The sequence below is a fragment of the Mesorhizobium caraganae genome, assembly GCF_016836705.1.
Taxonomy (GTDB): domain Bacteria; phylum Pseudomonadota; class Alphaproteobacteria; order Rhizobiales; family Rhizobiaceae; genus Mesorhizobium; species Mesorhizobium caraganae.
The window spans coordinates 505,863-532,334 of the sequence record NZ_JAFCGY010000001.1 but is presented as its reverse complement, the minus strand read 5'-3'; the positions used below and the strand labels follow the sequence as shown (position 1 = coordinate 532,334).

At 63.8% G+C, this 26,472-nt stretch carries 21 protein-coding genes and 1 pseudogene; 5 read left to right on the top strand and 17 right to left on the bottom strand.

The window, feature by feature from the left end:
* Positions 1–97: 97 nt before the first annotated feature.
* From JQK88_RS02550 to JQK88_RS02540, 3 genes are read left to right on the top strand one after another with little or no spacing between them, the layout of a single operon-like run.
* Complete coding sequence (locus JQK88_RS02550; protein ID WP_192259531.1) at positions 98–2,242, top strand: GumC family protein; 2,145 nt, start codon at positions 98–100, stop codon at positions 2,240–2,242.
* A gap of 3 nt (positions 2,243–2,245) precedes the next feature.
* Positions 2,246–3,373 carry a glycoside hydrolase family 5 protein gene (locus JQK88_RS02545; protein ID WP_312037222.1) on the top strand — a complete coding sequence of 376 codons (1,128 nt, stop codon included), beginning with the start codon at positions 2,246–2,248 and terminating at the stop codon, positions 3,371–3,373.
* The gene (locus JQK88_RS02540; protein WP_203277350.1) at positions 3,370–4,911 is read left to right on the top strand and encodes a hypothetical protein; all 1,542 of its coding nucleotides are present in this window, start codon (positions 3,370–3,372) and stop codon (positions 4,909–4,911) included. The genes JQK88_RS02545 and JQK88_RS02540 overlap by 4 nt, the downstream gene beginning before the upstream one ends.
* Here JQK88_RS02540 and JQK88_RS02535 read toward each other — a convergent pair.
* The 5 genes from JQK88_RS02535 to JQK88_RS02515 all read right to left on the bottom strand — a co-directional run bounded on the left by JQK88_RS02535 (position 4,883) and on the right by JQK88_RS02515 (position 11,838).
* Positions 4,883–5,647: a hypothetical protein gene (locus JQK88_RS02535; protein ID WP_192259535.1), complete on the bottom strand. Its 765-nt coding sequence runs from the start codon at positions 5,645–5,647 to the stop codon at positions 4,883–4,885. The genes JQK88_RS02540 and JQK88_RS02535 overlap by 29 nt on opposite strands.
* A gap of 283 nt (positions 5,648–5,930) precedes the next feature.
* The gene (locus JQK88_RS02530; protein ID WP_192259537.1) at positions 5,931–7,583 is read right to left on the bottom strand and encodes an FAD-binding dehydrogenase; all 1,653 of its coding nucleotides are present in this window, start codon (positions 7,581–7,583) and stop codon (positions 5,931–5,933) included.
* 61 nt (positions 7,584–7,644) lie between these two features.
* Positions 7,645–9,357, bottom strand: coding sequence for an aldehyde dehydrogenase family protein (locus JQK88_RS02525; RefSeq protein WP_203277349.1), 1,713 nt, complete (start codon positions 9,355–9,357; stop codon positions 7,645–7,647).
* Positions 9,358–9,379: 22 nt separating this feature from the next.
* On the bottom strand, positions 9,380–10,552 hold the full coding sequence (locus JQK88_RS02520; RefSeq protein WP_203277348.1) for an alanine racemase: 1,173 nt from the start codon (positions 10,550–10,552) through the stop codon (positions 9,380–9,382).
* On the bottom strand, positions 10,549–11,838 hold the full coding sequence (locus JQK88_RS02515; RefSeq protein ID WP_312037221.1) for a D-arabinono-1,4-lactone oxidase: 1,290 nt from the start codon (positions 11,836–11,838) through the stop codon (positions 10,549–10,551). Before JQK88_RS02515 ends, JQK88_RS02520 begins: the two co-directional genes overlap by 4 nt.
* Before the next feature lie 310 nt (positions 11,839–12,148).
* Between JQK88_RS02515 and JQK88_RS02510 the strand changes: the two are divergent.
* A pseudogene (locus JQK88_RS02510) lies at positions 12,149–13,263 on the top strand (alpha-D-ribose 1-methylphosphonate 5-triphosphate diphosphatase).
* A 19-nt stretch (positions 13,264–13,282) separates the two neighbouring features.
* Here the strand turns inward: JQK88_RS02510 and uxuA are convergent.
* The gene (gene uxuA, locus JQK88_RS02505; protein WP_192259543.1) at positions 13,283–14,467 is read right to left on the bottom strand and encodes a mannonate dehydratase; all 1,185 of its coding nucleotides are present in this window, start codon (positions 14,465–14,467) and stop codon (positions 13,283–13,285) included.
* A gap of 83 nt (positions 14,468–14,550) precedes the next feature.
* On the opposite strand from uxuA, the gene JQK88_RS02500 reads away from it, so the two are divergent.
* The gene (locus JQK88_RS02500) at positions 14,551–15,336 is read left to right on the top strand and encodes an SDR family NAD(P)-dependent oxidoreductase (RefSeq protein ID WP_192259545.1); all 786 of its coding nucleotides are present in this window, start codon (positions 14,551–14,553) and stop codon (positions 15,334–15,336) included.
* A gap of 55 nt (positions 15,337–15,391) precedes the next feature.
* Here JQK88_RS02500 and JQK88_RS02495 read toward each other — a convergent pair whose 3' ends face one another.
* The 11 genes from JQK88_RS02495 to JQK88_RS02445 form a co-directional block, all read right to left on the bottom strand.
* Entirely contained in the window at positions 15,392–16,228 is an 837-nt protein-coding gene (locus tag JQK88_RS02495; RefSeq protein ID WP_112562090.1) for an amidohydrolase family protein, read from the bottom strand.
* A 51-nt stretch (positions 16,229–16,279) separates the two neighbouring features.
* Positions 16,280–17,809: an MDR family MFS transporter gene (locus JQK88_RS02490; protein ID WP_203277347.1), complete on the bottom strand. Its 1,530-nt coding sequence runs from the start codon at positions 17,807–17,809 to the stop codon at positions 16,280–16,282.
* 208 nt (positions 17,810–18,017) lie between these two features.
* A complete protein-coding gene (locus tag JQK88_RS02485) occupies positions 18,018–18,863 on the bottom strand; it encodes an ABC transporter ATP-binding protein (RefSeq protein ID WP_192259549.1) in 846 nt (281 codons plus the stop codon).
* On the bottom strand, positions 18,860–19,783 hold the full coding sequence (locus JQK88_RS02480) for an ABC transporter permease (protein ID WP_192259551.1): 924 nt from the start codon (positions 19,781–19,783) through the stop codon (positions 18,860–18,862). The genes JQK88_RS02485 and JQK88_RS02480 overlap by 4 nt, the downstream gene beginning before the upstream one ends.
* Before the next feature lie 97 nt (positions 19,784–19,880).
* On the bottom strand, positions 19,881–20,816 hold the full coding sequence (locus JQK88_RS02475; RefSeq protein ID WP_192260113.1) for an ABC transporter substrate-binding protein: 936 nt from the start codon (positions 20,814–20,816) through the stop codon (positions 19,881–19,883).
* Between the two features lie 336 nt (positions 20,817–21,152).
* On the bottom strand, positions 21,153–21,389 hold the full coding sequence (locus JQK88_RS02470; RefSeq protein ID WP_192259553.1) for a tautomerase family protein: 237 nt from the start codon (positions 21,387–21,389) through the stop codon (positions 21,153–21,155).
* A 13-nt stretch (positions 21,390–21,402) separates the two neighbouring features.
* Positions 21,403–22,113 (bottom strand): SDR family NAD(P)-dependent oxidoreductase, encoded by a 711-nt coding sequence (locus tag JQK88_RS02465; protein WP_192259555.1) that lies wholly within the window; start codon positions 22,111–22,113, stop codon positions 21,403–21,405.
* 152 nt (positions 22,114–22,265) lie between these two features.
* On the bottom strand, positions 22,266–23,201 hold the full coding sequence (locus JQK88_RS02460) for a LysR family transcriptional regulator (RefSeq protein WP_192259557.1): 936 nt from the start codon (positions 23,199–23,201) through the stop codon (positions 22,266–22,268).
* Between the two features lie 226 nt (positions 23,202–23,427).
* Positions 23,428–24,627, bottom strand: a complete 1,200-nt coding sequence (locus JQK88_RS02455; protein WP_192259559.1) for a mandelate racemase/muconate lactonizing enzyme family protein — start codon at positions 24,625–24,627, stop codon at positions 23,428–23,430.
* An 8-nt stretch (positions 24,628–24,635) separates the two neighbouring features.
* Entirely contained in the window at positions 24,636–24,962 is a 327-nt protein-coding gene (locus JQK88_RS02450) for an NIPSNAP family protein (protein WP_192259561.1), read from the bottom strand.
* Positions 24,963–25,067: 105 nt separating this feature from the next.
* Positions 25,068–26,426, bottom strand: a complete 1,359-nt coding sequence (locus tag JQK88_RS02445; RefSeq protein WP_203277346.1) for a mandelate racemase/muconate lactonizing enzyme family protein — start codon at positions 26,424–26,426, stop codon at positions 25,068–25,070.
* Positions 26,427–26,472 lie beyond the last annotated feature (46 nt).

Sequence of the window (26,472 nt, the reverse complement as noted above, 5' to 3'; positions counted from 1 at the left end):
ACAAAAGGCGAAACGCTTTGGTAACCTTAACGAAGGGCTAACGATAATGGGAAATAGTGCGAGGTGTAGAGTGATGTGACTCTGCAGAGGAAAAATGATGAGTCCTGCCAGCATCGACGATCGCACGCTTCCACCGCTGTTTGATATCGCGGCGCTCTGGGCGATTCTTTGGGGCCGTCGCCTGATGATTTTTGTCATTACAGGTGCCGTGCTGCTGCTGACGGTGCTCTATCTCGCCGTGACCAGCCCGAGCTACACGGCAACAGCCTCGATCCTGATCGACCCGCGCGATTCGCGTTCCACCAATTTCAACAATGTTCTTCCCGGCATCGGCTCCGACAGCGCCGCCATTGCCAGCCAGGTCTTCGTCATCGAATCGCAGGATCTGCTGGGAGATGTATTCGACGGTCAAAAGGTGGAGAACGACCCCGAATTCTCGGGTCGCGGCCTGGTATCGCGGCTGTTTTCCATATTCGGATCGGACAAGAAAGCCACGCGCGACGCGACCTTCAAGCGCTTTCAAAAAGCGGTGACTGTGGAGCGCGAAGGGCTCACCTATGTCATCAATGTCAGCTTCACGTCGAAATCGCCGGAGACGGCCGCGCGCATCGCCAACGCCATCGTCGAGCGCTACAGGACCGGTCTTGCCGGAGAGCGCGAAGGCGCCAACAGCGATGTGAACTCCCTCCTCAACGACCGGATCAAGGGCCTGCAGAAGGACGTCAGCGACGCCGAACGCGCGGTCGAGGATTTCAAGACGACGCACAGGATCGTCGACCCGACCGATGGCGGCACGCTGCAATTCCAGCTTGACCAGCTGACGACGCAGCTGATCACCGCCCAGGGCGACGCCGACCAGGCAAGGGACCGCTACAATCAGGCGCTTGCCGTGGGCAGCTCGCCTGCGGGTCTGGCCAGGCTGGCGGAAATCCTGTCCTCCAACTCGGCCATAAAATTGCGCGACGACTATAACCAGCGCGCCGCCGAACTCGCCAATCTCGAAACCATGTATGGGCCGCGCCATCCGGCGATCGCGCGGCTGCGGTCTGAGCTGGAACGGATGAATCGGCTCATGGGTGCCGAGGCCGACCGCATCAGGCAGCAGTTGAAGGCCAGCTACGATCTCGCAGCGCAAAATGTCGGCAAGTTGCAGGCCAAGCTCGAAGCTTTGCGCCAGCAGTCTTCCGACTCGAGCCTTGCCCAGGTGCAGTTGCGGCAGCTGGACTCCAAGGCCCAGGCCGCTCGCGGCGTCCTCGACGAGTATCTGAAGCGCGCCAAGGAAACCTCGCAGATGGAGGGCGTCCAGACCTCCGAGGCGCGCACGATCGCCAAGGCTTCGCCGCCACTGCAACCGACCTGGCCGAAGCCGGCCCTGCTGTTGCCAGTGAGCGCGGTTCTTGGCCTTCTCGCCGGATGCGGTCTCGCTCTGGCGTTCGGCCCGGTCCGCCGGCCCGAAGACGAACCGCAGGCGCCCAAGGAAGAAGTGGTGCCGGCGGTCCAGCCGAGGCAGGACGCACCGCGTGCCGCTGCCCAGCCGGCTCCGCAGCCGCTGCCGGCCAGTCTGGGCGAATACCGCGTGCCGGCCAGCGGTACGGCGCTTTCAGGCATCAAGACAATCAGGGCCTCACTGTTCCAGGACGGCGACGAGGCGCTTTCGCGCGACGTGCTGAAGCTGATGCGGCAGATCATCCTGCGCCTGCACGACCATCCCAAACCCTTTGTGCTGGCCGTGTCCTCGACGCGCGGCAGCCTCGAGGCAAGGCTTGCCGGCGCATTGATCGGGATCAGCCTGCAGCGCGTCGAGCAGAACGTGCTGGTCGTCGAGATCGAAGGCCAACCATCCGCTTCGGCGGACCATGGCCCCGGCATATTCGTCGACAGCGCCAGTGGCCTCAGAACCGCCATCTGCAGCCCGCAGGGGCAAAAAGGCGGCCGGACCTTGGGCGACGTCCTGACCGAGGCTGGAAATGCCTTCGACTTCATCCTCGTCAGTGCCCCGGCCTTCAGCGAAAAGGCCTGGTCCCCGGAGTTTTTCACGCGGGCCGATCTGACGCTGCTGGCGCTGACCCCGTCGGAGCAGGCAGCCGACGCTGCCGCCCTGTTGGCGCAACGGCTGGGCGTCGCCCAGATCGGACGCAGCGCCACGCTGGTGATCGCACCGCAGACCGCGCAGCCGGCCGCGCGCACGCCTGTGCCGCCGTCCGGCGCCGATTGGCGCCGCAGTTTGGCTGCGAGGAGCTGATCCGTGCCGGCGGAGCTGACATCGCTGCCGGTGATGTCACGGCGGCAGGCGCTCGCTCTGGCCGGCGGGGCTGTGCTTGCCGGCCTCCCCTTCCCGGCCTCCGCCACGACGACCGCGCGCAGCATTCCATCACGTGGCTTCAATCTTCCGGGATGGCTCGATCGCGAGGCAGGGACCGCTCCCGCCGCTGCGACGCTGGAAAAGCTGCGCCAGTCGGGGTTCGAAACCATCCGCTTGCCGGTGAACAGCGATCTTATCTCGGCCGGCGACACGGCCGGGCTCCGCCGTATCGGTGACGGCGTCGCCGACCTTGCCGGGCTGGGCTTTGCCGTTCTCGTCGACATGCACCCGTCCGCCGACCTTCACGCCGCTTTCGAGCGCGATCCGGCAGCCGCAAGCGAACAGGTGGTGCAGGCGTGGACGGCCTTGCGTCCCGTCATCGCCGATCTGCCGGCGGCCTCGGTCTATCCGGAACTGCTGAACGAGCCGCCGATGGAACGCACCGTCTGGCTGGCGTTGCGCGACAGGCTCGCCGAGACGCTGCGCGCAACATGTCCGCGCCACACACTGGTCTGGGGCCCAGCACGCTTCCAGGGCATATGGGAGATAACCGATACGCCGCCTCTGGCCGACGACAACCAGATCGCCGCCATCCATTTCTACGCACCGATGGCGTTCACCCATCAATGCGAGAACTGGGATACGTCGCCGCTGGCGCGCATGGCCAACCTGCCCTTTCCCGCGACAAGGGAGACTCCGGCGGTCCGCGAGCTCATCGCTAGATTGCGCACTGCCGGCGACGAAGAAGCCGCTTCCCTGCTCGAGAACGAACTTTCGAACCCATGGACGGCGGCCGCGATTGCTTCGAACTTTGCCGAGGCCGCACGCTGGTCGGCGGCTCATGACTGCCCGGTGATGCTGAACGAATTCGGCGTGCTCAATTTCTGCGTCGATGCGCAAAGCCGCGCGGCCTGGGTCCGCGCCGTGCGCGAGGCCGCCGAAGCCAACCATATCGGCTGGACCTATTGGGAGCTCGACCAGGGCTTTGGCTTCATCGCCAGCAGGCAGAGCACGGAAGGTTTCGACGCCTCGATGATGGCTGCCCTCCTGGGCGAGGCGGGCCAGCTATGAGCGTCACCGGAGCCTATCCGCCAGTCGGCCTGCGCGCGCAAAGCGTGGGAGCCCCGCGCGACGCACTGCTGCATGTCTGCGTGTCGCTGATCGTTGTTGTCTTGACCGTTTCGGCCTTTGCCGTCTGGACCCCGTTCGGCATTGCCGCGACCTTCCTCCTGACGCTAATCGTGTCCAACGCCCTGCCCGCGGGCGTTCCCGTCCTGATCATCTGCGCCTTCCTCTACCAGAACCTCGTGGTCACCTGGTACACCCCTTACATCCCAGACAACGATACGTTCGATTCGCTGCGCGGTACCAATTTCGTCATCCTGATGAGCGCCTTCGGCATTTTCCTTGCCGCGTCGTTCCAGCACCGCGTGCGCGCCCTGATCGAATTGCGCTTCTGGCTGCTGCTCAGCCTCGTGCTCTGTGGAACCATCACCTTCTATCTCGCCCTGGGGGTCGTGCACGGTCAGCCCAAGGACGCGGTCGTCTATTTCCGCAACACGATCACGCCGCTTGCCTGCTTCCACATCGCCGTGCTCGCCGCCAGCCTCTATCCGGTCGACCTGCGCAAGAGCATGTTGTGGCTCGGTGCCGGCGCGGTCGTCTACGGATATCTGGAATTGATCTTCACGATGAATTTCCTCAGCCTCTTCCATGGCGACCTTTACATCGAACGCAGCATATCGCGGCAGATCGAGACCGGCGTCTGGGAGAAGGCGCTGCAGGAGACCGGCTTCGTTTTCCGTGGGCTTGAGGACGTGATGACCACGACCTTCTTCAACACGCCGTTCTTCAACGACATCCTGCCCAGCGTCTTTCGTGTCGGCGGCCCGAATTTTCATCCGATCAGCTATGCCTATGCCCTCAGCATCATATCGGCCTGGCTGCTGTTCAAGGGACGCTGGGTGCTGCCGATCGCGGCCTTGCCGCTGCTGCTCGTCATCGGCTCCAAGGGCGCGACGTTCCTGCTGCTCATAGCGCTCGCCACGCGTCTGATCTACAGCCCCTCCCGTGCCGGTTTTACGCTCACCGCCGTCATAGTCCTGGCTTTAGCCTGGACGACCGCGGCAATCGGCTATGGCGCGACGCATGGGGACTATCACGTGCTTGGCCTGACGGCCGGCCTGCGCGACTTCCTGGCCAACCCGCTTGGACAGGGACTGGGCTTTGGCGGCAATTTGTCGAGCACCAGCCTCAATCTCAGCTGGGCCAACGCCCAGGCGGAAGGTGTCGCCTCCGTTCCCGTCGAGAGCGCCGTCGGCGTCATGCTCTATCAGATGGGCATAGGCAGCTTTGTCTTCTTCGGCTTCCTGGCGGCGCTCGCCATGGCGGCGCGGCGTCAACTGATCGAAACCCGCGACCCGGATTTCCTGTTCGGTTTCGTCGTCATCGTTACCATCTCGGCCAATGCCGTGCTGCAGGAAGAAGCCTTCTACTCGCCGCTTGCACTCGGCTTCTGCCTGCTGCTCGTCGGCGTGTCGCTGGGCACGCGCTGGCGCGAACTGGCGATGCAAAGAGCAATTACGGCCCGAACACCACAAGCTCGGTGAAGGTTAGGTCGCCGGGCGCCGGCGGCTTCGGACCCTTGAAGTATTTTATCCCCCGGTTGGCGAAGTAGCGGCCGAACAGGCCAGGGATGGGCTCCTTGGCGTCGACGAGGCAAAGCAGGATCCCCCTTCGCAAGACAAAGCGCCCCACGGCGCCGGCACACCGGCTCAGATCCGCCAGGGAGCGGCAATAGACGATCTGGGCGCAGGGGATGAGACCATGCAGTATTCGGCGCGGCATCAACACCAGCGGAGACGCCACCCCGTCGCAAATGCAGACCAGAGAGATGCAGCCCAGCTCGGCGTGTTCCAGGACGATGTATCTTTCGCCGTCGGAGAGCATCGCCAACTCGGCTAGATCGGGACGAACCTCAAGCACCCGACACGACCGCCGCACCGAATTCAAGGCGGGCAGGAAGGCAAATTGTCCATTGGAAAAAAGCTGAAAGCCGAGTGCCTTGTTGGCCTTCAATGTCGAGGGCGCCGGCGAAATGTTCGTGAAGGTCACGTCCCTGCGCCTGAGGATCGCCCAAATCAACTTCATGGCCTGGGGACGGTACCCTTCGTCCACGGTCCAACTGGAAATGTTGCAGCGGATTTCATCGCCTTCACGGCCAGGGAAGCGGGCGTAGAGCGTCAGCACAACGCCAACGATCCGGCCGGCATTCTCCAAGGCAAAGCCGTATTGTGGAAAATCGGCGACGGCCGGGCGTTGCGACAAACGGGCAAGCGCCCGCATCCAGTAATTGCGGCTGCGTTCTGGAAAGCCCCGGAGCAGGCAATCGGCTACGCCGTCCCAATCACCCTGGTGAATTGGCCGGCAGCTGAGATCGGGAGGAACGGTACCAAATACTGCCATAGTCGACCCGTGAACACGATCAGATTACCAGATCCATTCACCCCCCAGACTGCCATTAGCGCAGGACGATTAACAATCTCCTCTGTCATCGGAAATATCCCCATCATGGCACCGGATGACGGTCCGTCTCGGTGTCGATGGCAGCGTTGGCCGGTTCGCGGCGTCACCTGCCCGCCGCGTGCCGGCCTGCATTCCTGCCGGAAAAGATGCAGCTGCCGAGAAATGTCCCTTCAAGCGCATTGTAGCCGTGATAGCCGCCACCGCCGCCGCCGGCCACCTCGCCCGCCGCATAGAGCCCGGCAATGGGCTCGCCATTGCCGTCGAGAACCTGTGAATTGAGGTTGGTGTGCAGGCCGCCCAGCGTCTTGCGGGTCAGGATGTTGAGGCGCACCGCAATCAGCGGCCCGTGCCTGGGGTCGAGTATCTTGTGCGGTTTGGTCACCCGGAAGATCTTGTCGCCGATGTAGTTGCGAGCACCGCGGATGGCCGTGACCTGCGCGTCCTTGGTGTAGGCATGCTCGACCTCGCGGTCGCGCGCCACGATCTGCGCCTTGAGCCGGTCGTAGTCGAGCAGATTGTCGCCTGACAACGCGTTCATCCCGGCGACCAGGTCGGCCAGATTGTCGCGGACGACGAAGTCCTCGCCCTTTTCCAGAAACGCCGCCACCGATGGCGGCGCCTTGCCGCCGCGCCGGTTCTTCAGCACGGCCCGCCAATCCTTGCCGGTGAAGTCGAGGTTCTGCTCGGAGCCCGACAGCACGAACTCTTTCGAGCCGATCGTCTTGGTCAAAACGAACCAGGAATAATCATGCCCGGTCGACAGGATGCGCTTCAGCGTGCCGAGCGAATCGAAGCTCGGAAAGAACGGCGCCTCCATGCGTTGTCCGAGCGCGTCGAACCATAGCGGCGACGGCGCCGACAGGATGCGGATGCCATGGTTCGGCCAGATCGGATTCCAGTTCTTGATCCCCTCGACATAGTGCCACATGCGGTCGGCGTTGATGACGGCTCCGCCGGCTTGCCGGGTGATCGCCACCATGCGGCCGTCGACATGGTGCGGCACGCCGGCGACCATACGCTTCGGCGCCGGCCCCAGCCGCTCGACCGGCCAGACCTTGCGGACAAGATCGTGGTTGCCGCCAATGCCGCCGGAAGCGACAATGACCGCGCTGGCCGAGAGTTCGAAGTCACCAACGACCGTGCGGTTCGACTGCTTGCCGCGCTCGACGTTGGACGCCTCCAGGATTTCGCCAGCGACACCGGTGACCGCGCCGTTGGTCTTGATCAGCCGGCTGACCTGATGGCGGAATTTCAGTGTGATCAACCCCTTGGCGACGTGATCGCGCACGCGCCTTTCGAACGGCGCGACCACGCCTGGCCCAGTGCCCCAGGTGAGATGGAAGCGCGGCACCGAATTGCCGTGGCCATTGGCCAGCGCGCCGCCGCGCTCGGCCCAGCCGACCACCGGCCACCAACGCATGCCCATTGCGTGCAGCCAGGGCCGCATCTCGCCGGCGGCGAAATCGACATAGGCTTCCGCCACTTTCCTTGGCCAGTGATCCTCGGGCCGGTCGAACTGGGCCGAACCCAGCCAGTCCTGCCAAGCGAGGTCGCGGCTGTCCCTGATGCGCAAGCGGCGTTGCTCGGGCGTGTTGACCAGAAACAGGCCGCCGAGCGACCAGAATGCCTGACCGCCGAGAAAACCGCCGCCTTCCTGCTCGACGATGATTACGCGCTTGCCGGCATCGCCGAGTTCGGCGGCAGCGGCCAGACCGGCCAGCCCGCCGCCCACAATGATTGCATCCGCGTCAGCCATTGTCGTAACTCCTGTCTCGCCTTTGCGATGCTGCCCTGGGATCGTCGCTTGCCACTCGGCACTATCCCAGCAGCGCGTTCCAGATGATACGCGGCAGTTTCAGGACGCTCGGCCGGTAGTGAAACTCGGTGATCAGCCGGCCGACGATGTGCGCCCTTTTATGTGTCAGGAACCACGCCGGTTTCGGCATGATGCGGAACGGCGCTTCGAGCACGCTGCGCTCGGGCTTGTCGAACAGGTAGGTGTTGTGGACGACGCCGATGCCGCTCTGCACGTCGTCGAGCGTGTGACCGGGGAAAGCGCCCCAGGTCGGCCGCAGCAGCGCAAACAGAACGCCGCTCCAGGAATTGATGCCGATGCCGCCATAACGCAATTCGGCAACGATTTCCTCCAAGCGCGGTCGGCCGATTTCGGCGATCGTCTTGGGATGGATGAGAATGTTGGCGGCAAGCGTGCCGTGCAGCTTTTCATTGGCGTAGGCGACCGCGGCGCGCAGGTAGGATTCGGCGTTGCCCGCCGGCAATCGCATGACGCTGAGCGCCGGCGCAAACACTTCGGCGTTTTCGAAATAGGTGTCCGTGCCTGACCGAAACGGTACCACCACGCAGGCCGGCCCGCCGGGCCGCTCGAATTTCTGCACGCTGTCGGCATGCGCTTCGAACGCGGCGAGGCGCTCGGTGGCACCGGGATAGTAGGCTGGCCGCGACGGCGCCTTCTGCATCACCTCTTCGAGTGCTGCCAGCAGCGCATCGGATTTGTTCCAGCTCTCCGGCAGCACCAGCATCTGGCAAGCGATGCAGTTGAAGCCGGAATTGTTGAGTTTCTGGGTGGCGATCAATTCGGCGTGGTAGGCGATGTCGGCGTTCGACCATGGGCCGGGCACCACGATGGTCGGCGCCACGCCGCCGAGTTCCGAGGTGATGCGCCGGCTGTTCCTTGGCGTGCCCGATGCCTTGTTCTTTCGGCCCTCCTCGCCCGGCCCCCAGACGATCGCATCGTGCGAGGCGGCGGCACCGGTGATGTGGATGTCCTCGACCAGATCGTGATTGCACAGATAGGCGCCGACATCAGCGCCGCCGCGCACGATGCGCAGCGCGCCGAATTCGATCAGCGGCCGCAGCGCCGGCCGCAGGAAATCGATGAGATAGTCGTTGACCGGGTTCATCTTGAGAAGCACCACCTGGTGTTCGACCAGGAGCTTGTGCAGGCAGTCGAGCGGCGCGATCGAGGCGACATTGCCGGCGCCGAGCACGAGGCCGATCTTGCCCTTGCGGCTCGTCGCCGGCGCGTCATAGGCCGAGGCGGTGCTTGCGGCGAGGTTGGCCTTGGTCACGCCGGGCTGCATCCAGATCTCGGCCTTCAGACCAGTGAACAGCACCTTGTCCCAGACCGAGTTCGGAACCACCGTCACCGCCACCTGTCCGTTGGGCAGAGTGCGGACCGGCAGCCTGTCGAGGAATTTCTTGCCCTCCATCAGGCTCAGCGTGCGGATGAACTGGTTGCAGCCATCCATCAGCGCCGCCGGGCCGGCCAGCCATTCCTCGCCTTCGAGCGACGAGCCGGTCGGGATGCCCTTCTTCCGGGTGGCGGTCTTGACCCATGCCTCGGCGACCTCGCGGATATGCTCCTTGATCTTGCGCAGCAGTGCGATGCGCTCGCTGTTCGAGGTCTGCGCCCAGTCATCCTTCTTGCTGTCGAGATCGGTAAGCGCCAGGTCGAGTTCGGCTGCCCATTCAGGCTGCACGGGGTGGGTTTTGACTGCCGTTGCGACCATCGTGTCCTCCTCCATTTCGATTTTACGAAAACGGCAGCGCGGCCCATTGCGCGGCGATCTTACCGCCGGAATAGACCTGGATCGACCCGAACTGCTGTAGCACGAATTCGCTCTGCGTCGGACGCAGGAAGGCGTAGTCGTCGGGCCTGATATTCGCGTCGTCGGGCAGCGCCATGAATTGCTGATTGGTCGAAAAGCCGAACGTCTTGTCGGCCTTCATCCCGGCGGGATGGACAGGCTTGGCCATCCACTTGCCGCCATAGAGGAAACAGCCGCGCCGTGGCAGCAGCCCGAGCTTCTGCAGCAGCCATGAGCGCTCGTCGAGGCCCGGCAACCGGACATCGACCACCTTCAGGATCGGCGTCGCGATGAAAGCGGCAGGCTGTAACTGGCTGAGGCTGGGCACGTCGAAATCGGTCGGCAAGACGAAGGCCGATCCAATGGACAATTCATTGGCGCCGACCCAGCTGTCATAGAGCAATGCCGTGCTGCTGCCGCCAAGGTTGAGGATCTTGCGCTGGTCGGGGCCAAGGCAAGCGACATACTGACGAAACAGGCTGACCGCCTTGGCGCGCGCCTTGGCCGGTCCGCCGAGCAGTTTGGGGATGTGGCCGATATGCGCCTCATAGGCCATGACGCCTTCGCATTTCAGCCGCGGATGGGCGGTGAGCAATGCCACCGCCCGCGCCAGTGCGTTGGGATTGCCGATACCGCCGCGATGCAACCCGACATCGACCTCGAAGCAGATGCGCAGCTCGCGGTCGAGCTCAACGGCAAGGGCGCCATAGGCGGCCAGCCGTTGCTCGGTGTCGATCAGCCAGACGATGCGCGACGTCGCTTCGCCAAGACCGGCGAGAACACCCTTGGTCAGTGCGTGCCTGGCGCCGGCGACCGGCATCGGCTTGCCAAGCAGGAGATCAACATCGGGAAAGGCTTTCAGCATTTCAGCGCTGATCGGCAGATGAAAGTTCATCAGCCGGTCGGTCGCGAACGCCGCACGGATGTGCTCGATGAGCGGCAGGCAAGGCAGCGACTTGTCGACGAGGCGCAGAGCGAGGCCGTCGGCGAATTTCGCCTTGATCGCAGCGATGTTGTGATCGAGCCGGTCGAGATCGAGCACGAGGCACGGCCGATGGATTTCGGCCGCCCTGAGCGCGCCGGATAGTTCGGCGAAATAGGTGTCGCTCAGGCTCATGCCGCGACGCCGAGCAGCCTGGCCATATAGGGCGACACGAAACGGTTGTCCGGATCCATCTCGCGGCGGACCGCCATCGCATCGTTCCAGCGCGGATAGAGCGTGCTCAGCTCTTTGGCGGTGAGGCTGTGCATCTTGCCCCAATGCGGGCGGCCGCCGCGCTTGCGGAAGATCGGCTCGGCGGCATTGAAGTACGCCATCGGATCGCGCTCGACGCCGTGATGGATGGCGATGGAACAGGTCGGGCGCTTGTAGAACGGGCTCAGCCAGATGTTGTCAGGCGCGACGACGCGCACCTCCATCGGAAAGTAGACCTCTGGGAACCGCGTCTCGAGCATCGCAATGATCTCGCCGAGCGCCGCCGCCCCCTCCTCGAACGGAAGGTGGTACTCCATCTCGTTGAACTTGACGTTGCGCTCCGAGGTGAAGACCTTCAGCCAGTCCTCGACGTAGTCCTCGGCCGGCACCTTGGCGAAGGCCGAGCCGATGAGACGGCGGCGCAGCCACGGGAACCAGCTGAGATAATCGCGCAGCTTCCTGAGCGTGGTGACGGCATCGTCGTCTTCCGTCGGCGGGCGCACGGTCGCCGGCGCTTCGGTGATGTCGCTGGCGATCAGCAGCGCCTGGCCGGAAAACGGCACGTAGTAGAACTCGGCCGAGCGATGCGCCGTCATCGTGCTTTCGAATTGCGCAAGCACGTCGGCAACCGGCGCCGTCCAGCGGCGGTGCCGCATGCGGTAGCTCGCCATGTTGCGGATCGTCACTTCGGTGACGGCGCCGAAGGCGCCGAGCGAGGCCCCCATGGCATCGATCATGTCGGCGTTTTGGGCACGGTCGAACTCCTTGACCGCGCCACGCCCGTCGACGATCTGCATCGCCTCGAGCTGGGTATGATAGGCGCCGAGCGTGATGCCCGAACCATGCGTGGCGGTGCCAAGCGCGCCGCCAAACGCTTGCTTGTCTATGTCGCCCATATTCGGCAGCGCTTGGCCGACGCCGTGCAGCAGCTTCGCCAGCGCGCCGATCTTAGTGCCAGCGCCGACCCTCGCCGTCAGTCTTTCGGGATCATGCGCCTTCAGGCCTTCGAAGCGGTCGAGCGACAGGATGGTTCCGTCATTCTTGACCAGTGGCGTGAAGGAGTGCCCCGTGCCAGCGAAACGAACCGGTCCCGGCGAATTGCGAATGGCGACGCTCAACGCATCGAGAGTTTGCGGTTCGGCAAAAGCCTGCGGCGTGGCCGTGACATAGCCCGACCAATTGCTCCACTGGCTGATAGCCTCTCCCACAATCGCCTCCCTGGGACGGCCGGTGACCGGTCTTGATCGCTGCATGGAATAATATGATACATAGTCAGCTTTTTGGATATGATACATTGTCAGCTTTCTGTCAAGCTGGCAATCGAACGGTACGCTGCCTTGAGCCGGCTTGAGAAGAAAGCGGCCGTGAACTTTCATGAACGGTGACTTTTCGCGTCAATCACAAGGCCCGTCGCTGACTGTCATTTTCGGGGGTAAGCAGCTGTTATGGGACGGCTGTCCCTCGGTCTTGCCGACCGGCAACCCGTCCTGAACCGCCTGTCCCCCGAAGAGAAATCGTATGTGGCTAAGTGAATTCGAAATTGTCCTGCGCGACCGCGTCATCCCGAGCGGCGCCATTCGCATCGAAAACGGCCGGATTGCCGAGATCCGCAACCAGCCGGTCGAGAATGCCGACATCTCAGGCGGCGGCCGCCTGCTTCTGCCCGGCTACATCGACATGCATGGCGACATGGTGGAAAGGGAAGTCGAACCGCGCCTCGGCGTGCATGTGCCGATGCAGATCGGCATTGCCGAGCTCGACAAGAAGCTGGCGTCCTGCGGTGTCACCACCGCCTATGCCGCGCTCTCCTTCATCGGCGCCAGCGTCACCAGCGGTGTGGCGCGCTCGGAAGAGCACACATCGGCGATCATCGACACCATTACCGGGATGAAGGACCATTTGCTGGTCGACCACCGCATCCACGCCCGCTTCGAAGTCACCTTCACCCCGGCCATTGCCATGCTGCAGAAGTTGATGGATGCCAGCAGGCTGCATCTGATCTCGCTGATGGACCACACGCCCGGACAGGGCCAGTATCGCGATGTCGAGCTTTACATCGCCCGCATCGCCAAGGAGCGCGGCATGTCGGTTGCCCAGGCGTCCGAGGTCGTCGGCCATCGCATGGCCGGCCGCGAGGGCCAGGGCGATGTGCTCAACGCACTGCAAGACCTGTCGGCGCGTGCACAGGCCAATGGTGTAGCGCTTGCCTCGCATGATGACGACACGCTGGAGAAGGTGGAACTGGTTCACGGCCTTGGCGCCACGCTGAGCGAATTCCCCGTGACCCTGGAAGCGGCGCAGGAAGCCAGGAGGCTTAGCATGCATACCGTGATGGGAGCGCCCAATGCGCTGCGGGGCCAGTCCTATTCCGGCAATCTTTCCGCGCGGCAGGCTTATGAGGCAGGACTGCTCGACATGCTCGCCAGCGACTATCACCCGGCCTCGATCCTGCCGGCATTGCTCGGCCTGGCGGAACTGCACTAAGGCAGTCTCGTAACGGCGGCAGCGCTGACGAGCGCCAATCCGGCCACGGCACTCGGCCTGACCGCCAGCCGGTGGCGCGGGTACGGGCGACATTCCGTGCCGGCCGGATGATCTATAGCGACGGCACGTTGAGCCGGCACCGGCATTGAAACGCAGTTCGTTTGCCCCTCAAGCCAGCCCGAACGTCTCCACGGCGCGCATGATGCCGCGCAGTTCGGCGAGGCCCTTCAGGCGGCCGATCAGCGAGTAGCCGGGATTGATCCTTGTCTTGCCGATATCGTCGGCGAGCAGATGGCCATGGTCCGGCCGCATCGGGATTTGCCAGTCGGCGCGGCCTTCTCTGTGGCGGCGCGCCTCTTCCTGCATCAGCGCCAGGATGACATGCGCCATGTCGGTGCCACCCTCGAGATGCTCAGCCTCGTAGAACGAGCCGTCCTTCTCGATGGTGATGTTGCGCAGATGGGCGAAATGGATGCGGTCGGCAAATTCCTTGACCATGGCGACAATGTCGTTGTCGGCGCGCGTGCCGTAGGAGCCGGTGCAGAACGTCAGTCCATTGGCCTGGCTGTCGACAGCACTCAGGATGAAGCGCGCATCCTCGGCGGTCGAAACGACGCGCGGCAGACCGTAGAGCGAGAAGGGCGGGTCGTCTGGATGGATGCACATGCGCACCCCCTCCTCTTCCGCCACAGGAATGATCTCGCGTAGGAACCAGGCGAGGTTGTCGCGCAGCTCCTTCGGCCCGATCCCCTCATAGTCCGCCAAGGCCTCGCGAAAACTCTCGCGATCATATTTGCGCTCGGTCGCCGGCAGGCCGGCAATCAGATTGCGCTCGATCTGGTCGATCTTCTCGGGCGGCAATTCCTTGAGCCGCTTCTCCGCCTGCGCAATACGCGCCGGCGTATAGCTGTCGGCGCCGTCTTTGCGCTTCAGCACGAACAGATCGTATGCGGCGAAATCGATCGCGTCGAAACGCAGGGCATAACCCGTCGTCGGCAGCCGGTAGGCAAGATCGGTGCGGGTCCAGTCGACCACAGGCATGAAATTATAGCAGATCGTGGCGATGCCGGCCTTGGCCAGCGCGCGGATGCTATCGCGATAGTAGCCGGCATAGCGCTCGCGCTCCGGCGCGCCGATCTTGAAGGAATTGTGGACCGGGATGCTCTCGACCACCGACCAGGTCAGTCCGGCTTCCTCGATGATGCGCTTGCGCTCCAGCACGTCGGCTTCCGGCCACGCCCTGCCGTCGTAGATATGGTGAAGCGCCGAGACCACGCCGGTGGCGCCAGCCTGCTTGACATGATCGAGTGTCACCGGATCGTCAGGTCCATACCAGCGCCAGCATTGTTCCATTTTCGGCTTTCCTTCTGCGAGAGGTTGGCAACTTATTGTTGGACCGCGACGGGAGTCGATAGAAAAGCAAGGAGTTTTCGAAAATGACGGATTTCGAGGGCAAGGTGGCCCTGGTGACGGGGACGACCGGCATTGGCCTGGCGACCGCCAGGCGCCTTGCGGCCGGCGGCGCCGCAATCATCGCCTGCGGCATCGACCGCGCCGCCAATGCGGAGATGAAAGCGCAACTGGAAAGCGCTGGAGCACCAGCGCTGGTCATCGACACCGACGTCTCCGTCTTCGACCAGGTGCGCGACGCGGTGGCGGCCGGCGTGGCGAAGTTCGGCGGTCTCGACGTCATCGTCAATTCGGCCGCGGTGCATCCGTACGGGACCGCGACGACGACCGATTGGGAAACCTGGAACCGGGCAATGACCGTCAATGTCGGCTCGATCTATCTGACCGCGCATTTCGGCATTCCGGAAATGATCAAGCGCGGCGGCGGCGCCATCGTCAACGTCGCCTCCGTGCAGGGCTTCGCCTGCCAGCAGAACGTCGCCGCCTACGCCACGACCAAGGGCGCCATCCACACGCTGACCCGCTCGCTGGCGCTCGACTATGCGGCGGCCGGCATCCGGGTGAACTCGGTCAGCCCGGGCTCGATCCGCACGCCGATCCTGGAGAAGGCCGCACGCGGCAACAATGGCAGCGATGCCGATGTCGAAGAGGCCTACAAGCGCTTCGGCGCGGCGCATCCGCTCGGCCGCATCGGCGAACCGGAAGAGGTGGCCGAACTCATCGCCTTCCTGTGCTCGTCGAAAGCCGGTTTCTGCACCGGCGCCGACTACAAGATTGATGGCGGCCTGACGGCAGGCATTGGCGTGAAGTAAGGCTGTGATGGCGTTCTGCACCCTTGCCGGCAATCGCGAGCCTTGTCGGATCGCCCTATAGCTTCCACATCCGCCTGGCATTGCCCGACAGCAATTTCATCCTCTCCTCGGGGCTGGCGCCCGCGATCAGTGCGTGCGTCGCCGCCACCCAGGTCGCGAGCCCTCCGCCAAGCGTGCACACCGGCCAGTCGCTGCCCCAGACGACGCGATCCCAACCGAAAGACCCGATCGTGTGTTCGACATAGGGGCGCAAGTTCTCGACACTCCACGAGCTGGGGTCCGCATAGGCCACGACGCCCGAAATCTTGCCAATAACATTGGGGCGCCGCGCGATCTCGGCCATGTGCTCGCGCCATGGGTGCTCGGCGCGGCCTTTGATATCGGGCACGCCGCAATGGTCGAGAACGAACTGGACGTCCGGCGCGAGATCGGCGAGTGCAATCGCGCGTGGAATCTGATGCGGCAGGACCACGAGGTCGAAGGTCAGCCCACTGCCGGAAAGCCGTTTGATGTTGTCGCGAAACAGCGCACTGTCCGAAAGCTCGTCCGGCATGACATGCAGCACGCGGCGGAACCCCTTGATGAAGGGATCGGCCTGTTGGCGTTCGAGATAGGCGGCAAAGCCGCCCTCCTCTGGACGACAAGCGGCAATCGCGCCGCGCAAAAGACTGCCCGCCTGCTGCGACTGCGCCTTGACATGGCTGGTCTCGGCCTCGATGTCGGCTTGATCGACATCGACCTCCATATGCAATGCCGCCTCGATGCCGGCGCGGCGGGCCTGGGTCGCATACTCCTCATGCGGGAAATCGCGATTGAGCGCCGGTGCGCCGGCAAGCCAGGGATAGCGCAGCGCCGACAGATCGATCAGGTGCAGATGGGTGTCGATGATCATGCTTTCCTCGCGAGTCGATTTCGTATCGTCGCCAGATATTCCAGGCCTGGTTCAATGCCGCTTCGGGATCTCTTTGTCCTCAAGCAGCAACGTCAGCCCCATGGCAACGAAGTAGAGCGCCGCCACCCAGATGAACATCACGTTGAACCCGCTGGAGTAATGGTCGAGCACCACTTCGCGGATCGCGCCCGGCAGGCTTGACGCGAGGTGGGGGGTCAACCCGTTCAGGCCCTGCGGCAGCAGGGCGGCGGCATCGGCGGGGAGTTCGGCAGTCTGCCGGTTCAGGGCCCAGATCATCACAGCGCCATTCAGCGCCAGTCCCAGTGATGCTCCCAAGGTCCGCGCCTGGGTGATCAGCGACGTCACCGCGCCGATGTCCTGCAGGGGTGCCGCCGCCTGGATCGCCACGATCAACACCTGGAACTGCAGACCCATGCTGATGCCGAACACAGCCATCATTGTCGCCAGCACCCAGATCGGCGTGTGCTGGTTGGTGACGACGAAGCCCAGCATCAGGAACCCGCCGATAGCCATGGCGACCACCGGCATCCATTTGTAGCGTCCGGTTGCGGCAATCACGCGACCAGCGACGATTGAGATGACCATCGACGTCAGCGACGCCGGCAGGAACAGGAAGCCGACTTCGGCCGGGCTTAGACCCGTCAGCGTCTGCATGTAGAGCGCGAAATAGAAGAACATGCCCAGCGTCACCGTTCCGGCGACCAGCGACACGCCGGAGACGATGCTGACCGTCGAGTTACCGAACAGCCGCAACGGCACGATCGGTTCTTCCGCCCGGCGCTCGACCATGATGAACAGGACGATGGCGAGCAGGGCGACCAGCGGCAGCGCGAAGGTGATGAGGTCCGGCCCGGTGGGGTCGAGCACATGATAGCCCCAATAGACGATGGCCGTCGTGCCGATGGCGAGCAGCGCGCCGCCGAGATAGTCGATGTGGTGCTTTCTCTCGTTGAACCGGCTGCGCATGGCGAAGGCCAGCACCGCCATCACGATAATGCCGATGGGCAGGTTGACCAGGAACACCCAGCGCCAGCCGAACAGACTGGTGATGTAGCCGCCGGCCAGCGGACCGAGTACCGACGACAGCGCAAACACCGCCGAACTGTACCCCTGGTATTTGGCGCGGTCGCGCGGCCCGGACAACTCGCCGATCATGGCGAAGGCCGAGACCATCAGCCCGCCGCCGCCAATGCCCTGCAGCACGCGCGCGGCGATCAGGCTCTCCATCGACCAAGCCATGCCGCAGACCAGCGACCCTACGAGAAACAGGCCGATCGCCGTCAACACGACATTCTTGCGGCCATACATATCGCCGAGCTTGCCATAGAAAGGCGAGACCGCAGCGGTCGACAGCAGATAGGCGGCACCCACCCAGCCGAACAGATGCAGGTTGCCGAGTTCACCGGCAATGGTGGGCAAGGCGGTGACGACGATCTGCATGTCGATGGTGGCCATGAACATGGCGATCAACGCACCGAAATAGACGACGAGTGTCGTCAGATCGGGCCTGGCCTCGGCCTCCACGGGCGCCGCATCTGGCAGCGTCTGGTCGACAGTCATCGGGGTCTCCGTAACTTGGGGCGCGATTTATGTGCCCACGGCCGAGAGGTGTCAAATAGGCGATGACGCCATGCCTGGACGCAGTCCGTCCGGTTAACAGGAAGAGCCCCAGCGCCGGAAGCGCCCCTCCTCCTCCCGCCCGGCTCCTGCGGGAGGATGTCGACGTGCGGAAGCCTGACCGGAGGCGTTGTACACAGAGACGTTGAGATCAACTCGACGCCGTCTTGCCCGCCCTTACCGCCGCTGCCTGCTTCGCGCCCATCCCGAGCAGCAGATTGTCGTCGGAGAGTTCGTCCCCTCTCGCCTGCCGGAACAGGTTCAGCATATCGGGAACGTCGAGGCTTTTGCGCTGGTCGCCGGCAATGTCGAACACAATGGTGCCCTCATGCAGCATGACGGTGCGGGTGCCATGGTCGAGCGCATCGCGCATCGAGTGCGTCACCATCAGCGCGGTCAGTTTCTGCTCCTCGACAATGCGGCGCGTGAGGTCGAGCACGAAGGCCGCCGTGCGCGGGTCGAGCGCTGCCGTGTGCTCGTCGAGCAGCAGGATCTTCATGCCGGTCAGCGTGGACATCAGCAGGCTCACCGCCTGGCGCTGGCCGCCTGATAGCAATCCCATCGAATCGCTCAGGCGGTTCTCCAGACCGAGACCAAGCATCGACAGCTTTTCCCGAAACAGCGCGCGGCGGGAGGCATCGAGCGCGCGGCCAAACCTCCGCACGCTGCCGCGCGAAAAAGCGAGCGCCATGTTTTCCTCGATCGACAGGCGCTCGCAGGTGCCGGCCATCGGATCCTGGAACACGCGGGCGATCAGCTTCGCCCGCTTCGGGGCCGACCAGCGGGTGACGTCGGTGCCGTCGACGATGATCGAGCCTCGCTCCGGCCTTGCCGTGCCGCTAAGCACATTGAGCAGCGTCGACTTGCCGGCGCCGTTCGAGCCGATGACGGTGACGAACTCGCCTTCGGGGATGGTGAGGTCGAGGCCACGCAGCGCGCGATGCTCGAGCGGCGTGCCGCGGCCGAAGGTGACGTGAACGTCGCTGAGGCTGATCATGTCGCGCTCCTTTTCAGGAGACTGCGCATCGGATTGGCGACCTTGGGCAGGATCAGCGCCATCGCCACCAGAACCGCGGTGACCAGATTGAGGTCGGAGGACTGCAGGCCGAGCCAGCCGGTGTTCAGCGCAAGCGCAATGGCGATGCGATAGGCGATGGCGCCGAAGACGCAGGAGAATATCCCGATCACGATCGACCGCGTCCGGAAGATCGTCTCGCCCAGGATCACGGCGGCAAGGCCGGCGATCGCCGTGCCGGTGCCGACGGTGACATCGGCAAAGCCGGCGGTCTGCGCAAACAGCGCGCCCGCCAGCGCCACCAGCCCATTGGCCATTGCGACGCCGATATAGGTGTGCATCTCGGTTGGAATGCCTTGCGCCTGCGCCATGCGCGGATTGGCGCCGGTGGCGCGCATCGCCAGGCCGAATTCCGAGGTCAGGAAGCGGGCAAGCAACGCGCCGACAACACTGACGATGATCAGCAGCGCCAGCACCTTGAGCGTCGGCCGTCCTGGCAGTCCGGAAGCCTCGACCAGCGGCCGCAACCACGCAAACAGGTCGATCACCGTCGGCTGGTTCATCAGCGGAATGTTGGGCCTACCCATGATGCGCAGATTGACCGAAAACAGCGCCGTCATGGTGAGAATGCCGGCGAGCAAGTGCAAGATGCCGAAGCGGATGTTCAGCCAGGCGGTGACGATGCCCGCAAGGCAGCCGGCGACGATCGCCGCAAGCGTGCCGGTGATGGGATTGATGCCGCCCGAGATCATCGCCGCGGCGACCGCAGCGCCGAGCGGAAACGAGCCGTCAACCGTCAGGTCGGGAAAGTCGAGGACGCGAAACGAAATGTAGACGCCGAGCGCCACGAGCGCGAAGACAAGCCCGATCTCGACAGCGCCGATCAGGGAAATCAGGTTCATGAACCGCTCCGTTGGTCCTAACAGATCAGGCGAGGCGCTTGCGCGCCACGCCTGATCCTTCTGTGCTGCAGGGCGCTTTCGCGCCCGTGCGGTTGTCCTATTCGATGACCTGCTTGGCGCGGTCGCGCACGCTTTTCGGGATCGTCACGCCCATGGCCTCGGCTGCCTTGGCGTTGACCATCAGGTCGGTGCCGGTGGCGTTGCGCACCGCAATGTCGCCCGGCTTCTCGCCCTTCAGCACGCGCACCACGATCGCGCCCGTCTCGAGGCCGACCTGGTAGTAGTCGAAGCCGACGGACGCGATCGCCCCGCGCTTGACGGTGTCGTTCTCGGCCGAGAACACCGGCAGTTTGTTCTCGGCGCCGACGGCCAGGATCGTCTCCAGCGCCGAGATGATGGTGTTGTCGGTCGGCAGGTAGATGACATCGACCTTGCCTACGAGGTTCTGCGCCGCACCCGCGACATCGGCCGACTTGGACGCCGGAGCCTCGACGATCTCAAAACCCTTGGCCTTGCCCAGGTCCTTCAGTGCCGCAAGCAACGCGATGCTGTTGGATTCGGCCGGATTGAAGGGCACGCCGATCTTGGCGGCCGACGGCAGGAATTCCCGGATCAGGTCGAGCTGCTGCTCAAGCGGCGAGAAGTCGGAAATGCCGGTGACATTGCCGCCGGGATGATCGCGGTCGGTGACGATCTGCGCCGAGACCGGATCGGTCACCGCGGTGAAGACCACGGGGATGTCCTGCGTGGCCGACACCACAGCCTGCGCCGACGGCGTAGCGATGGCGACGATGACGTTGGGCTTCTCGCCGGCGAATTTCTGCGCGATCTGCGCGGCGGTCGCCGGCTGTCCCTGCGCCGACTCGAACTCGAAGGTCAGATTGTCGCCTTCCTTGTAGCCGGCATCCTCCAGGGCCTTCTTGACGCCGGCGCGCGCAGCGTCCAGCGACGGATGCTCGACGATCGCGGTGACCGCAACGGTGACCTTGTCGGCCGCCAACGCGCTCGCGCAGCCCAAAATCGCCAGCGCCATGACGCCTCCGGCGAGACTTGAGATGAAACCCTTCAATTCTTCCTCCCACTGCTTCTGCTGGACGTCGCCTGACGTTCAGTTGCCAATCGCGAATCTATCGCTTTCCCGGCCGCAAAGCGACCGGAAGCCTTTCGAAATCCTGCTGTCGATGCCCGGCAGCAGCGCCGCCAGGATCAAACGGCGCCGCCGCCCGTCTGATAGCAGGCAGACCGGCTTGCTTGCTAGGTTGATGCTTTATGCCACCCACTTGGGCGGCCAATTGATCGGCGACCTTCGGATCGCCTCAGAAGAATTGAAGACTGACGGAGGGCCGCCACACTGTGGCGGCCCGGTTGGTCAGCTGTTGCTGGCAGCTCGGCGCCGTCGATACTCCGGCACCGGCAATCCGCCCCAGCCCCAATTTTCCAGCTCGACCTCCTCGATGACGACAAAGGTCGCCTCCAGCGGCTTGTGGAGAACGTCGAGCAGTAACTGGCTGACCCCCGCGATGAGTGCGGCCTTCTCATCGGCGGTGACGGAATCCCGGCCTGGGGCAGACCCTTCACGCGTGACTTGAATGGTGACGATGGGCATGGTGAGACCTCCCCTAGTGACCGGCGCTCTGGCCGCCATCGACATGCAGGATCTCACCTGTCACGAAGCCGGCGGTTTCGAGGTAGAGCACGGCGTCCACGACATCGCGCGGCTCACCAATGCGCTTGACCGGATGAAGTGCCGCCAGGAACTCATGGCTCTCAGAGGCGTGCATCGAAGTATTGACGATACCGGGCGAGACGGCGTTCACCCGAATGCCTTTGTCGGCGTATTCGATAGCCAGCGCCTTGGTCGCCGAATTGATGCCGCCCTTGGTCAGGTTTGCCAACACCGTCGGCACGCCGGCGATGGCGTGATCGGTCAGGCTGGTGGTGATGCTGACGATGTGACCGGAGCCCTGCTTCAGCATCTGGGCGGCGACCGCTTGGGTGACGTGAAAGAAGCCGGCCAGATTTGTCGAGATCTTGGATGTGAAGTCCTCGGCGGTATAGTCCGTGAACGGCTTGGCAATGAAAATGCCGGCATTGTTCACCAGCGTATCGATCCGTCCAAAACGCGCCATCGCTTCCCTGACGATACGCTGCGCCGTCGCGGGATCGCCGACATCGCCGGCAATGGCCAGGATGTCCTGGTCGCTGCCTTGCTTGATCGAACGCGAGGTGGCGACGACCCTGAAATTGCGATCGCGATAGGCCTTCACCAGGGCGCCGCCGATGCCTTGCGAGCCCCCGGTAATGATCGTGACTTTCTGTTCGTTGCTCATGATCTGTCCTGTCCTGAAAAAGAGGTCCGGCAGGCCAATTGCCGCCGGCGACCCATCGATGTGGTCGGACAGGAATATCGGGCCGATCGGGAATCGACTGAATAACCGCTGCTCGGCAGGCATCCTTCCCAAACGCGGAAGAATGAGCGCTGTCAGTCCTTCAGAGCGTCGGCTTGCGCGGACAGTCTTGCAAACTCGGCGCGCAGCCTGGGAACCGCGAAATCCACAAAGGCACGGACCTTTGGCGCCAAAGTGCGGCCTTGGGGCGTGAGCAGGTGCACGGGCAAGGCGGCGGGTTCGGCATCACGCAGCACGATCTTCAGCGAGCCGTCCTGGACGCGCTCGGCCACATGGTAGGTGTAGAGGCGCGTGATCCCATGGCCGTTCACGGCCGACGCCAGCGCGGCGCGAACGCTGTTGACCACCAGCCGAGGCTTGAAGTGGACCGAGCGGGCGATCGTGCCGCCCGGCGGCGGCGGAAAGATCCACGCATCATGACCAAAATGCGTGGTCGTCACGATGCGATGCCTGGTCAGATCCGCGGGCTCGACGATGCGTGGATGCGCGGCGAGATAGCGCGGCGACGCCACGATCACGCGCTTGACGTCACCGCCGACCCGCACGGCAACCAGGGAGGAATCCGGCAGCTGCGCGACGCGAAGGGCAACGTCGATCCCCTCCTCGACGAGATTGGCGTGGCGGTCGATGAGGATGAGATTGACCGACACGGCCGGATAGGCGTCGAGATAGGCGTCGATGACCGGGCGCAGAATCTCCTCGCCGCTGATCGGAGGCGCGCTGATCGTCAGCGTTCCGCGTGGCGCGGCGCGCTCGCCGGCGACCGACATATCGGCTTCCTCGAGATCGATCAGGACACGACGGCAGGCCGAGGCGTACCGCTCGCCCGCCTCGCTGAGCTTGATCGACCGCGTAGAGCGATGCAGCAGCTCGGCGCCGACATGCTGCTCGAGAAAGGCAATGGCCCGGCTGACCGCGGCGGGCGAGCGCCGCAGCTTGCGCCCCGCGGCCGCCAGACTGCCCTCGTCCAGCGCCGTCACGAACACCCGCATGGCTTCGATACGGTCCATCCGTTCTTCCCCAATGCGCAACATTGCCGCCAGATTCTCAATGAGAAATCCGGTTTTAGCAACAATCTAGTCCGCATCGACCCTTGCGATATGCCGCTATCGGGAAGGGTTTCCGCCGCGCGCCGGGATTCAGCCGATGCGGGCTTTCGCATGCCCCTGTCTATGCGGGTGAACGGACCTGATGGGTTAGAACCGGTCGGCGGCCGATCCCACCGGCTGCCTTACGCTAGTCGAAGAAACCGGCGTCCTCTTCCGCAAGATACTTCTTGGCGCCCGCGGCATCGATGTCGACACCCAATCCCGGGGCTTCGAGCACGTCGATCATCGAATCCCTCACGATCTGCCCCTTGGGCAGCCCGACCACGATATCCTCCCACCAGGGGTCGGAGGCGCTGGGATATTCGAAGGCGATGTAGTTGGCGGGCAGCGTGGCGCAGACATTGATCAGCGCGCCGAGGCCGAGCAGGCCGTTTGCCGTACCGTGCGGCGCCATCATGATCGAATGCATGTAGGCATGCTCGGCCACCCATTTGAGCTCGGCAATGCCCCCTATATCGGCAGGGTCCGGGCCGATGACGCGCACGGCCTGCGTTTCGATCAGGTCCTTGAAGTTGTGCCGCAGGTAGATCTGTTCTCCGGTGTGGATGGGAGTAGACGTCGATGTCGTGAGTTCGCGGTAGGCCTGCGGATTGACCCATGGCACGTAGTCGCCGGTCAGCATGTCCTCCAGCCACATTAGATTGTACTTTTCCACCGCCTGCGCAAAGCGGATCGCATCCGGCAGGAACCAGCCGGGACCGCAATCCAGCGCCAGCGAGACCCTGTCGCCGAGCACCTCCTTCATGGCGATGACGCATTCGATCATGTGCGCCATGCCGCGCTCGCTGATCTGCCCCTGGTCCATCGCGCCGTGATAGGTCGGCGGCTGGCGCACGCCGTAATGGAAGTCGGGCACGCTGGCCTTCATATTGGAGTGGAAGCTGATGCCTTGCTTGACCATGAAGAAGTTTTCCGGCCGCTCCATCATCCATTTGACGTCGGCCGCGTAGTCCTCCGGCCTGTCGCCGGTGCGCTTCTTGCGGATGGAGCCGTTATAGACCCGCACCTGGTCGCGCACCTTGCCGCCGAGCAGCTTGTAGACCGGAACGCCTGCCGCCTTGCCGGCGATGTCCCAAAGCGCATGCTCGATGGCGCTGACGGCGGCGCCATAGGGCTTGAACGAGCCCCGCTGGCGGATCTTCAGCATACAGCGTTCGACATCCGTCGGATCCTCGCCGATCAATGCCTCGCGGAAATGCAGCACCCAAGGCTTGAGATAGGGCTTGGTGTACTCGACCTCGCCGAGGCCATAGAGGCCTTCGTCAGTGACGATGCGGACGATGGGATGCTTGCCGATGACGGCGCACCGGAGATCGGTGATTTTCATGATGTCCTCTACTTCACCGACGAGAAGGCGGTTGGCGCGAGAAACTGGCTGGAAATATTGGCCAGGATTGGGCCATCGCGCTCGGACTCGTCGCGGACCTTGAGCCATGCCGGATCGGTGGTGAAGGCCTTCCATTTCACTTCGCGCTCGGCAAGGGATTCCCAGGCGACGAAATAGGTCAGTCGATTGCTGCTTTCGCCGACCGCCGTGGTGAAGAACCCGGCCTGGCGGATGCCATGCCTCTCCCAGATGGCCAGCGTTTGGTCGGAAAAGCGCTTGAGCAAAGCCGGCAGCCTGCCCGGCAGGCAGTCATAGATACGCAGTTCGTAGATCATGGTCTCGTCCGTTTCTTTCTTCGCCTCTCCCTTGGGAGAGGTCGACACGAATGGTCGGTCGTTGGCCCCTGTGAGCCTTGGGGGAATGAGGGCGGGGGGTCTGGGCTAACTCCAGGTCCGGTCCCAGCTATGTTCATTGTCCCAATGCTCGGTGGATTGCCATATCCCCGTGACACCGGACTGCAAATGCTGGCTGATAACTTCGTCGACGACGTCGTCTATGCCGAGGCCTGGCTTGTCCGGCACGGTGATGAAGCCGTCCTTGACCAGCGGCCTGGGCAGGCCGGTGACGATATCGTCCCACCAGTCTACTTCGACGCTGTGATATTCCAGCGCCATGAAGTTTTCCGTCGCCACCGCGACATGCGCGGCGGCCATCGCGGCGATCGGGCTTTCCGCCATGTGAATGGCCATGGCGACGCCATGCTCCTGCGCAGCGTCGCCGATCTTCTTGGTCTCGAGAATGCCGCCTGACGTCAGCAGGTCCGGATGGATGACCGAGATGCCTGCGTTGAGCAGCGGCTCGAATGCTTGCCTGAGGTAGATGTCCTCGCCTGTGCAGATCGGCACCGACGTAGCCTGCTGCAGCTGCCGATACTGCTCCGTATACTGCCAGGGGATCACATCCTCGAGCCAGGCCGGTGCGTATTTCTCGATACGCCGTGCCAGACGGATGCCATCCTGCAGCGAGATGTGGCCGACATGGTCGATGGCGAGCGGGATCTCGTAGCCAATCACCTCGCGGACTTCGTGGATATATTGATCGAGCAGGTCGATGCCCTTTTCGGTAAAGTGCAGGCCGGTGAAGGGATGCGGCACGTTCTGCGCATCATAGGCGGCATTGCGCGCCCGCCGTTCGTCCAGCGTGCGCGCCGGACCACGGGCGGCATGGCTGCGGAAACCGTCGAGCACGCCGGCCGGCGCCACCACCGCGCCCGGTATGTGCGAGATCTGCGCCAGCCCGAGGTCCATCTTGAGGAAGGTGAAGCCGAGATCCATCCGCGCCTTGAGCCGCTTGCCGGTCTCGGTGCCACTGGGCTTGTCCGCATCGGTGTCGCAATAGACCCGCACTTTGTCGCGGAACCGTCCGCCGAGCATCTGGTAGATCGGCACGCCATAGGCCTTGCCGGCGAGGTCCCAGAGCGCGATCTCGATTGCCGAGACACCGCCACCTTGCCGCCCATGGCCGCCAAACTGCTTGATGCGCCGGAACAGCCTGTCGACGTCACAGGGATTCTCGCCCAGCAACCGGCTCTTCAGCATCAGCGCATAGGTCGCGCTGGCGCCGTCGCGCACCTCGCCCAGGCCGACAATGCCCTGGTTGGTGTAGATCTTGATGAGTGCCGAGGTGAACGGCGCGCCGACGATCTCGGCGACGCGCAGGTCGGTGATGCGCAAATCGCTCGGCCTGGAGTTCGTGCTCACCCGATTGAGCGCCTCACCGGCTGCGTCCGTCTTTAGCATGATCTATCCTCGTTCTGGTTGGCTGCGCTTGGCGGGCCCGCACGCT

Bases quoted from the DNA above. Each gene is read 5' to 3' on its own strand.
- JQK88_RS02445 (WP_203277346.1), bottom strand. From the start codon at position 26,426: ATGCTAAAGACGGACGCAGCCGGTGAGGCGCTCAATCGGGTGAGCACG.
- uxuA (WP_192259543.1), bottom strand. From the start codon at position 14,467: ATGGAACAATGCTGGCGCTGGTATGGACCTGACGATCCGGTGACACTC.
- JQK88_RS02485 (WP_192259549.1), bottom strand. From the start codon at position 18,863: ATGATCAGCCTCAGCGACGTTCACGTCACCTTCGGCCGCGGCACGCCG.
- JQK88_RS02495 (WP_112562090.1), bottom strand. From the start codon at position 16,228: ATGATCATCGACACCCATCTGCACCTGATCGATCTGTCGGCGCTGCGC.
- JQK88_RS02475 (WP_192260113.1), bottom strand. From the start codon at position 20,816: ATGGCGCTGGCGATTTTGGGCTGCGCGAGCGCGTTGGCGGCCGACAAG.
- JQK88_RS02500 (WP_192259545.1), top strand. From the start codon at position 14,551: ATGACGGATTTCGAGGGCAAGGTGGCCCTGGTGACGGGGACGACCGGC.
- JQK88_RS02525 (WP_203277349.1), bottom strand. From the start codon at position 9,357: ATGGTCGCAACGGCAGTCAAAACCCACCCCGTGCAGCCTGAATGGGCA.
- JQK88_RS02535 (WP_192259535.1), bottom strand. From the start codon at position 5,647: ATGCGGGCGCTTGCCCGTTTGTCGCAACGCCCGGCCGTCGCCGATTTT.
- JQK88_RS02460 (WP_192259557.1), bottom strand. From the start codon at position 23,201: ATGGACCGTATCGAAGCCATGCGGGTGTTCGTGACGGCGCTGGACGAG.
- JQK88_RS02490 (WP_203277347.1), bottom strand. From the start codon at position 17,809: ATGACTGTCGACCAGACGCTGCCAGATGCGGCGCCCGTGGAGGCCGAG.
- JQK88_RS02530 (WP_192259537.1), bottom strand. From the start codon at position 7,583: ATGGCTGACGCGGATGCAATCATTGTGGGCGGCGGGCTGGCCGGTCTG.
- JQK88_RS02480 (WP_192259551.1), bottom strand. From the start codon at position 19,783: ATGAACCTGATTTCCCTGATCGGCGCTGTCGAGATCGGGCTTGTCTTC.
- JQK88_RS02470 (WP_192259553.1), bottom strand. From the start codon at position 21,389: ATGCCCATCGTCACCATTCAAGTCACGCGTGAAGGGTCTGCCCCAGGC.
- JQK88_RS02520 (WP_203277348.1), bottom strand. From the start codon at position 10,552: ATGAGCCTGAGCGACACCTATTTCGCCGAACTATCCGGCGCGCTCAGG.
- JQK88_RS02455 (WP_192259559.1), bottom strand. From the start codon at position 24,627: ATGAAAATCACCGATCTCCGGTGCGCCGTCATCGGCAAGCATCCCATC.
- JQK88_RS02450 (WP_192259561.1), bottom strand. From the start codon at position 24,962: ATGATCTACGAACTGCGTATCTATGACTGCCTGCCGGGCAGGCTGCCG.
- JQK88_RS02550 (WP_192259531.1), top strand. From the start codon at position 98: ATGAGTCCTGCCAGCATCGACGATCGCACGCTTCCACCGCTGTTTGAT.
- JQK88_RS02465 (WP_192259555.1), bottom strand. From the start codon at position 22,113: ATGAGCAACGAACAGAAAGTCACGATCATTACCGGGGGCTCGCAAGGC.
- JQK88_RS02540 (WP_203277350.1), top strand. From the start codon at position 3,370: ATGAGCGTCACCGGAGCCTATCCGCCAGTCGGCCTGCGCGCGCAAAGC.